This window comes from Hoeflea sp. BAL378 (assembly GCF_000759435.1).
Lineage (GTDB): Bacteria > Pseudomonadota > Alphaproteobacteria > Rhizobiales > Rhizobiaceae > Hoeflea.
The window spans coordinates 1-13,656 of the sequence record NZ_JRJG01000155.1 but is presented as its reverse complement, the minus strand read 5'-3'; the positions used below and the strand labels follow the sequence as shown (position 1 = coordinate 13,656).

The following is a 13,656-nucleotide window of genomic DNA, read 5'->3' as shown; positions in this document are numbered from 1 at the left end:
CGGCGATTGGCGCGCGCAGCGCGACAGAGCCGGGTGGGGGTGTCTTGAACTTACACCGTGCCGTTACCCCCACCCGGATCAGCCGCGCCGTCCGCTGCGCGTGCGGCTTGCTTCTCCGACCTCCCCTCAAGGGGGAGGTGGGGACGCCGCTGGCGAACTGGGATGGAAAGTGTGAAGTCTGCGGATAGGAGCGGAACTCATTCATGGCTCAGTTCCCATTCAACACAGTTGCGCGCTTGCCGAGCTTCTTTTTCCAGCGAACCTCGGCGGCTATGCCGTCCGCTCTGGAAGCAAGGTTGCCAAGCGTTTCAATCACCGAAAACTGCAGATTGTCGGCGAACACATCGATTTGTGCCACCCGGTCAATCATAACTTTGTTCCCGCCATGTCCCGACGATACGTAATTGGACCAACGCTCCCAAATGCCGTCGGCTCCGGTTGCTGAGCCCACATACAAATCTCCGCGTTCCGTATCCGTGATGAGGTAGACACCACGGGTGGAAGAGAGTGCCTCCTTCCACCCGCCAGCGTCAGAATCAATGAGGCCTTTAAGTTCGCCATAGCCCAGAATGACATCGTCAAATCCGGGAAAAGGTCGATGGATACCGATCGCGCGAATCTCTCGAACTTGGATTTGGCGCTTTTCAGCGCCGTTCTCGACAAGCCATTGGTGATGGCGCCCCGTTTCCGGCCATTCGATTATCAGCCGGTTTGCGAGAGTATCGAAGCGGCTATCATGCTCAAGCTCATGCCAGATTCCGTTTTCTCGAAGGTAGGTCTTCTGACGGGCTTCTCGCGCTCTTGGGCTTTCGTGCAGCCAATCATGAACGCTCAGAACGCGCCAGACTCCAAGGAATCGGGATAGCCTCCCACTTTCGCCCATGAAAAACGCAACCAGACCCTTGCCGAGCTGCTTGCTGCTCTGAACCGACTGGAAAATCTCAAGATCTCCCGTTCTGATGACCGACTCGATATCCTGACCGTACATGTCTATCGAGCGCTTCGGATTAGCGTGCCGATATATCTTGATATCCTCGGAAGGGTCTTTTCCGCAGGAAATAAGCACCTCATGAAGATCGAGAATATCGCAGGTCGCCATCCGTCAGGGCCTCACAACGGAATATTGTCGTGCTTGCGCAAGGGCTGGGTCACCTTCTTCGTCTTCAGCATCTCGAAGGCCCGCACCACCCGGCGCCGGGTGGAGTGCGGCAGGATGACCTCGTCGATGAAGCCGCGCTGGGCGGCGACGAAGGGGTTGGCGAAGCGGTCCTCGTAGTCCTTGGTGCGCTGCGCGATCTTGTCGGGGTCGCCGAGTTCGGAGCGGTAGAGGATTTCGGTCGCGCCCTTGGCGCCCATCACGGCGATCTGCGCGGTCGGCCAGGCGTAATTGACGTCGGCGCGGATGTGCTTGGAGCTCATCACGTCATAGGCGCCGCCATAGGCCTTGCGGGTGATCACGGTGACCTTCGGCACGGTGGCCTCGGCATAGGCGAAGAGAAGCTTCGCGCCGTGCTTGATGATGCCGCCATATTCCTGGCTGACGCCCGGCAGGAAGCCCGGCACGTCGACGAGCGTCAGGATCGGGATGTTGAAGGCGTCGCAGAAGCGCACGAAGCGGGCGGCCTTCTTGGACGAATCGATGTCGAGGCAGCCCGCCAGCACCATCGGCTGGTTGGCGACGACGCCGACGGTCGAGCCGTTCAAACGGATGAAGCCGCACAGGATGTTCTTGGCGTGGTTCGCCTGGATCTCGAAGAAATCGCCCTCGTCGGCGACGCGGGCGATGACCTCGCGCATGTCGTAGGGCTTGTTGGGATTGTCGGGGATCAGCGTGTCGAGCGCGGGCTCGATCCGGTCGGGCGCGTCCGCGGTGGGGATCGACGGCGGCGCCTCGCGGCTCGACAGCGGCAGGAAGTCGAACATCCGGCGGATCTCGATCAGCGCCTCGACGTCGTTGTCATAGGCGCCGTCGGCGACCGAGGATTTCTTCGTGTGGGTGGAGGCGCCGCCCAGTTCCTCCGCGGTGACGATCTCGTTGGTCACGGTCTTGACCACGTCGGGGCCGGTCACGAACATGTAGCTCGTGTCCTTGACCATGAAGATGAAGTCGGTCATCGCCGGCGAATAGACCGCACCGCCGGCGCAGGGCCCCATGATCACCGAGATCTGCGGGATCACGCCCGAGGCCTGGACATTGCGCCAGAACACTTCTGCATAGCCGCCGAGCGAGGCCACGCCCTCCTGGATGCGGGCGCCGCCCGAATCGTTGAGCCCGATCAGCGGCGCGCCGTTCTGCACGGCGAGATCCATCACCTTGCAGATCTTCTCGGCGTGGGTTTCCGACAGCGAGCCGCCGAACACGGTGAAATCCTGGGAGAAGACATAGACCGGGCGGCCGTTGATAGTGCCCCAGCCGGTGATCACGCCGTCGCCCGGGAACACCTGGGCTTCCATGCCGAAATCGGTGCAGCGGTGGGTCTTGTACATGTCGTATTCCTCGAACGAGCCCTCGTCGAGGAGCACGTCGAGCCGTTCGCGCGCGGTCAGCTTGCCCTTGGCATGCTGCGCGTCGATGCGGTGCTGGCCGCCGCCGAGCCGGGCCTCGGCCCGCTTGTGTTCGAGCTGTTCAAGAATGTCGCGCATCAGAAGCCTCCTTTTCGCCCGATCATGGCCCATGCTGCGGGAAACACAAGCGCCGCCAGCGCCGCCTTGACGAGGTCGCCGGGGATGAAGGGCCAGAGGCCCCAGGCCAGCAGCGGCTGGTCCCAGCCGAACAGGACGCCAAGCCAGGCAAGGCCGGGAACATACATGATGGCGGCGGCGGCAAGCGCCGCGAGGAAGGCCGGGAGCGCCGTGCGGTCGGCGCCGCGTTCGGCCAGATAGCCCGCCGTGAAGGCCGCCATCACATAGCCGGCGAGAAAGCCGCCGGTCGGGCCCATCATGTAGGCGAGGCCCAGCCCCTTTTCCGGCGTGCCGGTGAACACGGGCAGGCCGAGCGCGCCCTGCATGAGATAGAGCAGCACCGCCAGGGTCCCGAGCCGGGCGCCGAGCGCCAGCCCGAGCCCGATGACGACGAAGCTCTGCAACGTCAGCGGCACCGGGTAGAACGGAATGGCGACCTTGGCGGCAAGCGTCAGCAGCATCGACCCGGCAAGGGCCGTGAGCAGGGCCATGGCAGGCGCCTGCGGGCGGGTGGCGGTCAGGGTGGCGTAAAGGGTCAAGGCGGGCTCCATCGTGGCCTGGAAATCAGACCGAGTGGTAGCGCGAATGGGGGCCAGCCGACAGGGTTGAAAAGGTAAGCATGTTGCACTAGCAATGTTTGCAACTGCAATTCTGCAAACTTGCGAAGTTCCCATGCGCGCGCGCAAACTCTTCATCGGCGGCAAAGTCCGCGCCATCCGCGGCGAGCACGGCCTGACCCAGGCCGGCTTCGCCGCCAAGCTCGGCATTTCCACGAGCTATCTCAACCAGATCGAGAACAACCAGCGCCATGTCAGCGCCTCGGTGCTGCTGGCGCTCGCCGAAGCCTTTTCGGTCGACATCACCACGCTGTCCGACCAGGACAGCGACCGGCTGCTGGCCGATGTCTCGGAGGCGCTCGCCGATCCGGTCTCGGGCGGCACCCAGCCCTCGCTGTCGGACGTCAAGCTGGTGGTGCAGAACGCGCCGTCCTTCGCCCGCGCCTTCCTGGCGCTGCACCAGGCGATGCGGCGCTCGGGCGACCAGTTGGCCGAACTCGACGAGACGCTGGAGCGCTCGGGCGCGCTGTCCGACCCGACGCCCTATGAGGAGGTGCGCGACTTCTTCCATTATGTCGACAACTACATCCACGAGCTCGATCTCGCCGGCGAGGCGCTGAGCCGGGAATTGTCCAGGAGCCGCGGCGCGAGCCTCAAGGCGCTGGCCGACCACATCGAGCGCCGCCACCGGGTGCGGGTGGCGATCGGCGGCGGTGAGCCGGTGGTGCAGGAAGCATCAGCGCGCGGCGCCCTGCGCCGCTTCGATCCGGTGTCCCGCGTGCTCTGGCTCAATCCGGCGACGCCGGTGGCGACCCAGGCCTTCCAGATTGCCTGCCAGATCGCGCTGATCGAGCACGACGCGACGCTGACGCGGATCATCGCCGACGCCCGCTTCCGCTCCGCCGACGCCGCCGGCATCTGCCGCATCGGCCTCGCCAATTATTTCGCCGGCGCCACCATCCTGCCCTATGGCGCCTTTTCCGCCGCCGCGCGCGAGCTGCGCCACGACCTGGTGCTCTTGGCCGACCGGTTCTCGACCAGCCTCGAGCAGGTGGCGCACCGGCTGTCGACGCTGCAGCGGCCGGGGCAGAAGGGCGTGCCGTTCTTCTTCGCCCGGGTCGACAAGGCCGGCAACATCACCAAGCGGCATTCCGCCACCAAGCTGCAATTCGCCCGCTTCGGCTCGGCCTGCCCGCTGTGGAACGCGCATTCGGCCTTCGAGACGCCGAACCGCATCATAAGGCAACTGGCCGAGACGCCCGACGGCGTGCGCTATCTCTGCCTCGCCACGGCGGTGACCAAGCCCTCGGGCGGCTGGCGCGATCCGGTGCAGGCCTACGCGCTGGCGCTCGGCTGCGAAGTGGCCCATGCCGGCGAACTGGTCTATGCCGACGATCTCGACATCGCCCGCGACAGGGCCTTCGAACCGATCGGCGTCTCCTGCCGCATCTGCGAGCGCCGCGACTGCCACCAGCGCGCGGTTCCGCCGCTCAAGCGCCGGCTGATCGTCGATCCCAACACCCGCAAGACGGTGCCCTACGGCCTCGAGTGACTTCGTCACGTCTTTGAGGAATGTCTGCGAGGCTTGCGGCAGCCATCGTGCCGGGCTAGGAATTTGCACCCCGCGATGGGACGGAAACGAAAGGCGGACCCGGTGACCGGCACGATCTATGTCATGAACGGACCCAATCTCAATCTCCTGGGCAAGCGCCAGCCGGAGATCTATGGCCACGAGACCCTGGCCGATGTCGAGACGGCCTGCCTGAGCCAGGCCGAGAGCTACGGCCTGGCCGTGCGCTTCCTGCAATCCAATGCCGAACACCAGCTCATCGACTGGATCCACGAGGCGCGGGAAGACGCCGCCGCCATCATCATCAATCCCGGCGCCTTCACCCATACTTCGATCGCCATCCTCGACGCGCTCAACGCCTTCGAGGGACCGGTGATCGAAGTGCACATCTCCAACGTGCACAAGCGCGAGGAATTCCGCCGCCACTCCTATGTGTCGCTCCGCGCCGACGGCGTCATCGCCGGCTGCGGCACGCAGGGCTATCTGCTCGCCATCGACCGGGTGGCGAAACTGGTGACCGCCGCCAACTGAGCGGCCTGACCTGAGCTGAAAGGCTCAGAAATCCAGCGGCGCGTTGTCGGTGACTTCCTTGATGACGAAGAAGCTGCGGATCTGGCGGACGCCCGGAAAGGCGATGAGCTGTTCGCCGTGCAGCCGGTTGAAATCGGCCATGTCGCGCACCCGGACCTTCAGGAAATAGTCGAAATCGCCCGCCACAAGGTGGCAGTCGAGCACGAAGCTCAATTTGCGGATCGCCGCCTCGAAGGCGGTGAAGCTTTCGGGCGTCGACCGGTCGAGCACCACGCCGACCATCACCAGCGCGCCGCGCGCCACCGACTGCGGATCCACCACCGCCCGGAACCCCTTGATGAAGCCCTCATCGATCAGCCGCTGGGTGCGGCGGTGGCAGGTGGCGGGACTGACGCTCACCTTCTGCGCGAGCTCGGCATTGGAGAGCCGCCCGTCGGCCTGGAGCAGCTTGAGCATCCTGCGGTCGATCTTGTCGAGTTCGCCCTGCATGAAAGAAACTTCCGTGTTTGAGGAGTCTTCCGGAAGAATACGTCAGAATAGGATCATGGCAAGGCCCCTTGGGAAATCCGCCGCGCGCACTTTGAAAGCACCTTTCACGCGTTTCCGGCTAGGATGCCGGCACCCCATTCCCGCCGCCGCCGGACAGGCCCAACCACGGACAAGACCCATGAACCTCGCGAAATTCGACCGCTATCCGCTCACCTTCGGTCCCACGCCCATCGAGCACCTGCCGCGCCTGACAGCCGCCATCGGCGCGGATGTGGAGATCTACGCCAAGCGCGAAGACTGCAATTCCGGCCTGGCGCTCGGCGGCAACAAGCTGCGCAAGCTCGAATACATCGTCCCCGACGCGATCGCCGCGGGCGCCGACACGCTGGTCTCCATCGGCGGCGTGCAGTCCAACCACACCCGCATGGTCGCCGCCACTGCCGCCAAGATCGGCATGAAATGCGTCGTCGTGCAGGAAAGCTGGGTGCCGCATGACGACGCCGTCTACGACCGGGTCGGCAACATCCTTCTGACCCGGCTGATGGGCGCCGACAGCCGGCTGGTGGACGAGGGCTTCGACATCGGCATCCGGAGAAGCTGGGAGGACGCGATGCAGTCGGTGCGCGATCGTGGCGGCGTGCCCTATCCGATTCCGGCCGGTGCCTCGGTGCACAAATATGGCGGCCTGGGCTATGTCGGCTTCGCCGACGAAGTCCGCGCCCAGGAGGCCGAGATGGGCATCCGGTTCGACTACATCGTCGTCTGCGTCGTCACCGGCTCGACCCAGGCCGGGATGATCGTCGGCTTTGCCGCCGCCGACCGCGCCGATCGCGTCATCGGCATCGACGGTTCCGGCACACCCGAGCAGCTCCGCGCGCAGGTGCGCGGGATCGTCGACAATACGGCCGAGCTGGTCGAATTGGGCCGCATGGTGCGCGACGACGAGATCGTCATCAACCCGGACTATGCCTATCCGGCCTATGGCGTGCCGAGCAAGGAAACCAACGAGGCGATCAGGCTCGCCGCCCGCACCGAGGCGATGATCACCGACCCGGTCTATGAGGGCAAGTCCATGCAGGGCATGATCGATCTCGCCCGCAAGGGCTTTTTCCCCAAGGGCTCGAAGGTGCTCTACGCCCATCTCGGCGGCGCGCCCGCGCTCAACGGCTACAGCTACACCTATCGCAACGGCTGATCCGGTTCGTGGATCCTTTGGACGCGCGGAGATCGCCCGCCCCCTGTCGCCGCGCGGGGGCGGGACCGGTGCTGAGCCGGCTTTTATTTGCGGCGATTTGACACGTGTCAAGGCCGCGCCGCCGGTTCGGCGTCAAACTGGATTTCCACAACAGAGGACCCGGAATGGACGAAGCCAGAAGCGAAGTGGAACTCAAACCCGTTGAAGCCGCAGCCGCGGAAAGACCTGACATGACGGCCAAGCCCGAGGCGATCGCGCCGGCGCCCGACGCGGCGGTCGCCGATCCGGCGCCGGCGGCAGATGCCGACATCGCCGCGGTCGTCTCTGCGGTCGTGCCCGAGGCCGCGCCCGACCTCACGGCGGCAGGCGCCGCCGCGGTGAAGCCCGCGCGGCTGAACACCGCCGAGATCCGCAAGGACGACGCCGCGATCGCGCAACTGTTCGAGCAGGGCGTCTATCCCTACCGGACCCGGATGCGCCGCGCCGCCTATGAGCACGAGAAGGCGCTGCTGCAGGTCGAACTGCTCAAGGCGCAGCGCTGGATCGAGGAGACCGGCCAGAAGGTGATCATGCTGTTCGAGGGCCGCGATGCGGCCGGCAAGGGCGGCACCATCAAGCGCTTCATGGAACATCTCAATCCGCGCATGGCCCGCGTCGTGGCGCTGTCCAAGCCCACCGACCGGGAACGCTCGCAATGGTATTTCCAGCGCTACATCGAGCACCTGCCGGCGGCCGGCGAAATGGTGCTGTTCGACCGCTCCTGGTACAACCGCGCCGGGGTCGAGCGGGTGATGGGCTTCTGCACGCCGTCGGAATATCTCGAATTCATGCGCGAGGCGCCCGAGATCGAGCGCATGCTCACCCGCTCCGGCATCCTGCTGTTCAAATACTGGTTCTCGGTCACCCAGGGCGAGCAGCTAAGGCGCTTCGGCGAGCGCGAGAAGGATCCGCTCAAGCAGTGGAAACTCTCGCCCATCGACAAGGCCTCGCTCGACAAGTGGGACGACTACACCGAGGCCAAGGAGGCGATGTTCTTCTACACCGACACCGCCGACGCGCCCTGGACCATCGTCAAGTCCGACTGCAAGAAGCGCGCGCGGATCAACTGCATGAAGCATTTCCTGTCGAGCCTGCCCTATCCCAACAAGGATCACATGATCGTGCATCATCCCGACCGGCTGATCGTCGGCTCCAGCAGCCATGTCATCGGCGCCGGCGATCATATCCTGGGCAAGTCGCTGCATCCCGAGATCCGCAAGCCCAAGGCCCCGGCCGGCTGAGGCCCGGGTGCGAACGCCGCTCGCGCGCGCCAGGGGCAGGCAATCCCGGGGAGGGAAGCGCTCTTTTGGCGCGCGCCGCGGTCTCGTCCGCGCCGGCCATGGCCTCTCACGCGCCTTTCCCGCAGCCTCATACATTTAGCGTCTTGAATATGGAGTTTCGCTTATATATATGGAGGATGCGCGCCAGGCGCGCGGGCCGGATTCCGGCGCCGGTGAGGAGGGAGAGGACGATGGAAACCAGTTTCACGCCATATATGTCGCTGGCGGGCGGCGTGCTGATCGGCCTGTCGGCCGTGCTGCTGATGGCCGTCAACGGCCGCATCGCCGGAATGACCGGCATCATTGCCGGCATCATCCCGCCCTTCTCCGCCGACTGGCCCTGGCGCATTGCCTTCCTGCTGGGCGCCATCCTCGCCCCGGTCCTGTTCCTGTCCGCAGGCGGAGCCATACCCTATGCCGTTCCCGTCTCGCTGCCGCTTCTGGCCTTTGGCGGGCTGGTCGTCGGCGTGGGCGTCTATTTCGGCGCCGGCTGCACCTCCGGCCATGGCGTCTGCGGCGTGGCGCGGCTGTCGCCGCGGTCGATCGCGGCGACGCTCACCTTCATGATCTTTACCGGACTGACCGTCTACGTCATCCGCCATGTCCTGGGGCTCTGAGCCATGGCCAAGCTTTTTGCCTCGCTCCTCATCGGCGCCGTCTTCGGCCTGGGCATCGCCATCTCCGGCATGGCGAACCCCGCCAAGGTTCTGAATTTCTTCGATGTGGCCGGCGCCTGGGACCCGAGCCTGATCTTCGTCATGGGCGGGGCGCTCGTCACCACCGCGCTCGGCTACCGGCTGGTGTTCGGCAGGCGGCAGAGGCCTTTGTTCGATGCGGAGTTCCATCTTCCCGTCAACAAGGCCATAGATACACGGCTCCTGGCCGGATCCGCCACCTTCGGCATCGGCTGGGGCATCGCCGGCTTCTGCCCGGGCGGCGCCATTCCGGCGCTCGGCTTCGGCGGTGTCACGGTGATCGTGTTCACCGGCGCGATGATGATCGGCATCGTGCTGGCCCGCTCGCTTGACGGGCTGAGGCGGAAGACCGGCAAGCCGTTCTGACAACGGGCCCGGCCGGCGGCCCGAACCAATTGCAGGCCGCGCCATCGGGCGGGCCGCAACAGATGATGTGAAGAGACAAAGGAGACACGCCATGTCGAACTACCCGGTGGACCTGTCGGTCAAGCCCGAAGTGAAGGCGTTTTTCGACCCCGACACCAACACCATCAGCTATGTGGTGAAGGATCCGGCGTCGAACGCCTGCGCGGTGGTCGATTCGGTGATGGACATCGACTACGCCGCCGGCCGCATCACCTATGGCCATGCCGACGAGATGATTGCCTGGATCAAGGCCAACGACCTCACGCTCGAATGGATCATCGAGACCCATGTCCATGCCGATCATCTCTCGGCCGCGCCCTATATTCAGGACAAGCTCGGCGGCAGGATCGGCATCGGCGACAAGATCATGATCGTGCAGGACACCTTCGGCAAGATCTTCAACGAAGGCACCGAGTTCCAGCGCGACGGCTCCCAGTTCGACGCCCTGTTCAAGGACGGCGACACCTACATGGTCGGCCAGATGCAGGCCTTCGCCATGTACACGCCCGGCCACACGCCGGCCTGCATGGTGCATGTGATGGGCAACGCCGCCTTTACGGGCGACACGCTGTTCATGCCCGACGGCGGCTCGGCGCGGGCCGATTTCCCCGGCGGCGATGCCGGCACGCTCTACGATTCGATCCAGAAGGTGCTGGCGCTGCCCGACGAGATGCGCCTGTTCATGTGCCACGACTACGGGCCCAACGGCCGCGACATCAAGTGGGAGACCACGGTGGGCGAGGAAAAGGCCCACAACATCCATGTCGGCGGCGGCAAGACCCGCGAGGACTTCATCAAGTTCCGCACCGAGCGCGACAGGCAGCTCGCCATGCCGCGTCTGATCATCCCGTCGCTGCAGGTCAACATGCGCGCGGGCGAGGTGCCCACCGACAAGGACGGCCGCCCGATGCTGAAGGTGCCCGTCAACGGGCTCTGAGCCGGGTTCCGACGCCGCGCTCCGGGCGTCCGCCAGGGCGCGGGCCTTCGGACGCGGTGGCGACCCCGCTCCCTGACACGGCCGGTGGTCCCCCGGGACCGCCGGCGCCCAGACCCGATGTTCAATCTCTCCCGCCGCGATCGCGGCAAGGATTCCGCCATGCATTCCAGTCCCGCCCTTCTTGACCGTCTGGCGCGCTTCATGCCGGTGTTCGACTGGGGCCGCCGCTATGACCGCGACGCGTTCGGCAACGACCTCGTCGCCGCCGTGATCGTCACCATCATGCTGATCCCGCAGTCGCTCGCCTATGCGCTGCTGGCCGGCCTGCCGGCCGAGACCGGGATCTATGCCTCGATCGCGCCGATCCTGCTCTACGCGCTCTTCGGCACCAGCCGCGTGCTGGCGGTGGGGCCGGTGGCGGTGGTGTCGCTGATGACGGCGGCGGCGATCGGCAATCTGGCTGAGCCCGGCTCGCCGGAACTGCTGACGGCCGCGGTCACGCTGGCCTTCCTGTCGGGCCTGTTCCTGATCCTGCTCGGCGTGCTGCGGCTCGGATTTCTCGCCAATTTTCTCTCCCATCCCGTGGTCGCGGGCTTCATCACCGCCTCAGGCATTCTCATCGCCATGAGCCAGTTGCGCCACATCCTCGGCATTCCGGCGGGCGGCGACACTTTGCCCGAGCTGGTTGTCTCGCTCTATGCGCATCTGGGCGAGATCAACCCGGTCACGCTGGTCATCGGCATGGGCGCCACAATTTTCCTGTTCTGGGTGCGCAAGGGGCTGATGCCGCTGCTGCTTTCGCTGGGACTGAAACCGCGGCTTGCCGGCGTCCTCACCAAGGCGGGGCCGGTGGCGGCCGTTGTCGTCACCACCTTCGCAACCTGGGCTTTAGGGCTTTCCGAGAATTTTGGCGTGCGCGTGGTGGGCGAGGTGCCGCAGGGCCTGCCGCCGCTGACCCTGCCGTCCTTCTCGCCCGATCTGTGGGGCACGCTGATCGGCTCGGCGGTGCTGATCTCGATCATCGGCTTTGTCGAATCGGTGTCGGTGGCGCAGACGTTGGCCGCCCGCAGGCGCCAGCGCATTGTCCCCGACCAGGAGCTGATCGGCCTGGGCGCCGCCAATATCGGCGCGGCGTTCACAGGCGGCTATCCGGTCACCGGCGGCTTCGCCCGCTCGGTGGTCAATTTCGACGCGGGCGCCGAGACCCCGGCCGCCGGCGCCTACACCGCCGTGGGCCTGATGCTGGCGGCGCTCATGCTGACGCCGCTGATCTATCACCTGCCGCAGGCGACGCTCGCCGCCACCATCATCGTGGCGGTGCTGTCGCTCGTCGATTTCTCGATCCTGAGAAAGACCTGGACCTATTCGCGCGCCGATTTCGCCGCCGTCAGCGCCACCATCGTGCTGACGCTGGGCCTGGGCGTCGAGGTCGGTGTCACCGCCGGCGTGGCGCTGTCGATCCTCATCCACCTCTTCAAGTCGTCGCGCCCGCACATGGCCGTGGTCGGCCGGGTGCCGGGCACCGAGCATTTCCGCAACGTCAACCGCCACAGCGTCGAGACCGACCACACGGTGCTGACGCTCAGGGTCGATGAAAGCCTCTATTTCGCCAATGCGCGCTATCTCGAGGACAAGATCACCGACATGGTCGCCGCCCGCCCCGGGCTGAAGCATGTCGTGCTGATGTGCCCGGCGGTCAACGAGATCGACATGAGCGCGCTCGAATCGCTCGAAGCGATCAACGAGCGGCTGTCCGCGCTGGGCGTCCGGTTTCATCTGAGCGAGGTCAAGGGCCCGGTGATGGACCGGCTCAGGACCTCCGATTTCCTGACGCATCTGAGCGGCAAGGTGTTCCTGAGCCAGCACCAGGCGGCGCTCGAACTCGCCGCCAAACCGTCATGATGCGGCGTTATACATTCTCAACCCCAAGAAAGGACATCCCATGACCCTCCGCATCGGCGATACCGCCCCCAACTTCAAGGCAGAGACCACCAACGGACCGATCGACTTCCATGACTGGATCGGCTCGTCCTGGGCCTTCTTCTTCAGCCATCCGGCCGATTTCACCCCGGTCTGCACCACCGAGATGGGCCGCACCGCGCAGCTCTCGGACCAGTTCAAGGCCCGCAACGTCAAGCCGATCGGCCTGTCGACGGACGGCGTCGAGGAGCACATGGCCTGGATCAAGGACGTCAACGCCACGCAAGCCACCACGCTCACCTTCCCGATCGTCGCCGACAAGGACCTCAAGGTGGCCGAGCTCTATGACATGATCCATCCCAACGCCAGCACCACGGCGGCGGTGCGGTCGGTGTTCATCATCGATCCCAACAAGAAGATCCGGCTGACCATGACCTATCCGATGAATGTCGGCCGCAACTTCGACGAGATCCTGCGCGTGATCGACGCCCTGCAGCTTGCCGACGCCAAGACGGTGGCCACACCCGCCGACTGGCGCCCGGGCGGCAAGGTGATCATCCCCACCTCGGTCTCCAATGAAGACGCCAAGGCCAAGTTCCCGCAGGGCTGGGAGGAGATCCGCCCCTATCTGCGCGTCACCGACGTGAGCTGAACCGACCAGCCGCGAGACAGGGACCGCCCGCCTGCAGCGGCGCAGCGCGGGCGGCTCCCTTGAAGGGCCTGGCCGGGAGAAGTCCGGATCGGACGGGGCCGCCGCTCAGCTCGCCGGGCGGATCCGCACGGCCAGCAGATCGATGCCCTTGCCTCCGCCCGAAATGTCGCTGTTGATCACCAGGTTGCCGCCCTCGTTGGGCGCCAGCGCCCGGTCGTAGTCGAGATCGAACAGGATGTCGGTCGTGTCATAGGTGACGTTGAAGCGGTGGCGGCCGCAATCGCCCAGCACCGCGAAGGCGCATTTGACATAGATCTGGGTCGGCTCGGCCTCCGCCGTGCGCACCGTCAGCGCCAGGACGGACTTGCGTCCGGCCAGCGCCTGCATCACCTCGGCGCCGAGCGGCACCAGCACCTCGCCGCTCTCGCCGCCGCTCCGGGAGAGGATCCTGAGCGCATCGCCCTCCGGATGCTCGATCAGCTCCGCGCTGGCATCGCCGCGCGGCTGCGCCGCGCCATCGCGGCCGGGTGTGTACACCGTGGTCCAGTCGCCCGAGAAGCCGGCGCCGGGATTGAGCGGCTGCGGGCCGCCGGCGTAATCGTCGCGGCTGAGCGAGGGCGGCGGATTGGGCACGCCGGTGTCGCGCTCCGCGGCGGACTTGAGCAGGCCGCTGTCCATCACCCACCAGATGCCGATGCCCAGGA

Annotated in this window: 13 protein-coding genes and 1 pseudogene; 9 read left to right on the top strand and 5 right to left on the bottom strand. The window is 65.7% G+C overall.

What is annotated here, in order from left to right; all coding sequences use genetic code 11:
* Positions 1-208: 208 nt before the first annotated feature.
* The 3 genes from LL06_RS23600 to LL06_RS23590 are packed head-to-tail and all read right to left on the bottom strand — an operon-like array spanning position 209 to position 3,221.
* On the bottom strand, positions 209-1,099 hold the full coding sequence (locus LL06_RS23600) for a GIY-YIG nuclease family protein (RefSeq protein ID WP_035532831.1): 891 nt from the start codon (positions 1,097-1,099) through the stop codon (positions 209-211).
* 11 nt (positions 1,100-1,110) lie between these two features.
* Positions 1,111-2,643, bottom strand: coding sequence for an acyl-CoA carboxylase subunit beta (locus LL06_RS23595; protein WP_035532827.1), 1,533 nt, complete (start codon positions 2,641-2,643; stop codon positions 1,111-1,113).
* Complete coding sequence (locus LL06_RS23590) at positions 2,643-3,221, bottom strand: biotin transporter BioY (protein ID WP_081964163.1); 579 nt, start codon at positions 3,219-3,221, stop codon at positions 2,643-2,645. Before LL06_RS23590 ends, LL06_RS23595 begins: the two co-directional genes overlap by 1 nt.
* A gap of 133 nt (positions 3,222-3,354) precedes the next feature.
* Between LL06_RS23590 and LL06_RS23585 the strand changes: the two genes are divergently transcribed.
* Positions 3,355-4,791, top strand: a complete 1,437-nt coding sequence (locus LL06_RS23585) for a short-chain fatty acyl-CoA regulator family protein (protein WP_035532817.1) — start codon at positions 3,355-3,357, stop codon at positions 4,789-4,791.
* Between the two features lie 102 nt (positions 4,792-4,893).
* On the top strand, positions 4,894-5,340 hold the full coding sequence (aroQ, locus tag LL06_RS23580) for a type II 3-dehydroquinate dehydratase (protein ID WP_035532835.1): 447 nt from the start codon (positions 4,894-4,896) through the stop codon (positions 5,338-5,340).
* Between the two features lie 24 nt (positions 5,341-5,364).
* Here the strand turns inward: aroQ and LL06_RS23575 are convergent, their stop codons facing one another.
* The gene (locus LL06_RS23575; RefSeq protein WP_035532815.1) at positions 5,365-5,829 is read right to left on the bottom strand and encodes an Lrp/AsnC family transcriptional regulator; all 465 of its coding nucleotides are present in this window, start codon (positions 5,827-5,829) and stop codon (positions 5,365-5,367) included.
* A gap of 178 nt (positions 5,830-6,007) precedes the next feature.
* On the opposite strand from LL06_RS23575, the gene LL06_RS23570 reads away from it, so the two are divergent.
* The 7 genes from LL06_RS23570 to LL06_RS23540 all read left to right on the top strand — a co-directional run bounded on the left by LL06_RS23570 (position 6,008) and on the right by LL06_RS23540 (position 12,952).
* Positions 6,008-7,024, top strand: coding sequence for a 1-aminocyclopropane-1-carboxylate deaminase (locus LL06_RS23570; RefSeq protein ID WP_035532812.1), 1,017 nt, complete (start codon positions 6,008-6,010; stop codon positions 7,022-7,024).
* A gap of 164 nt (positions 7,025-7,188) precedes the next feature.
* Complete coding sequence (gene ppk2 / locus LL06_RS23565; RefSeq protein WP_035532810.1) at positions 7,189-8,304, top strand: polyphosphate kinase 2; 1,116 nt, start codon at positions 7,189-7,191, stop codon at positions 8,302-8,304.
* 98 nt (positions 8,305-8,402) lie between these two features.
* Entirely contained in the window at positions 8,403-8,960 is a 558-nt protein-coding gene (locus LL06_RS23560) for a YeeE/YedE thiosulfate transporter family protein (RefSeq protein ID WP_345775693.1), read from the top strand.
* A 3-nt stretch (positions 8,961-8,963) separates the two neighbouring features.
* Positions 8,964-9,404, top strand: a complete 441-nt coding sequence (locus tag LL06_RS23555) for a YeeE/YedE family protein (protein ID WP_035532805.1) — start codon at positions 8,964-8,966, stop codon at positions 9,402-9,404.
* Between the two features lie 91 nt (positions 9,405-9,495).
* On the top strand, positions 9,496-10,380 hold the full coding sequence (locus LL06_RS23550; protein ID WP_035532803.1) for an MBL fold metallo-hydrolase: 885 nt from the start codon (positions 9,496-9,498) through the stop codon (positions 10,378-10,380).
* 159 nt (positions 10,381-10,539) lie between these two features.
* On the top strand, positions 10,540-12,282 hold the full coding sequence (gene sulP / locus LL06_RS23545; protein ID WP_052161865.1) for a sulfate permease: 1,743 nt from the start codon (positions 10,540-10,542) through the stop codon (positions 12,280-12,282).
* A 40-nt stretch (positions 12,283-12,322) separates the two neighbouring features.
* Complete coding sequence (locus LL06_RS23540) at positions 12,323-12,952, top strand: peroxiredoxin (RefSeq protein ID WP_035532800.1); 630 nt, start codon at positions 12,323-12,325, stop codon at positions 12,950-12,952.
* Positions 12,953-13,057: 105 nt separating this feature from the next.
* Here LL06_RS23540 and LL06_RS27775 read toward each other — a convergent pair.
* Positions 13,058-13,656: pseudogene (locus LL06_RS27775) on the bottom strand (hypothetical protein); the annotation flags it as partial.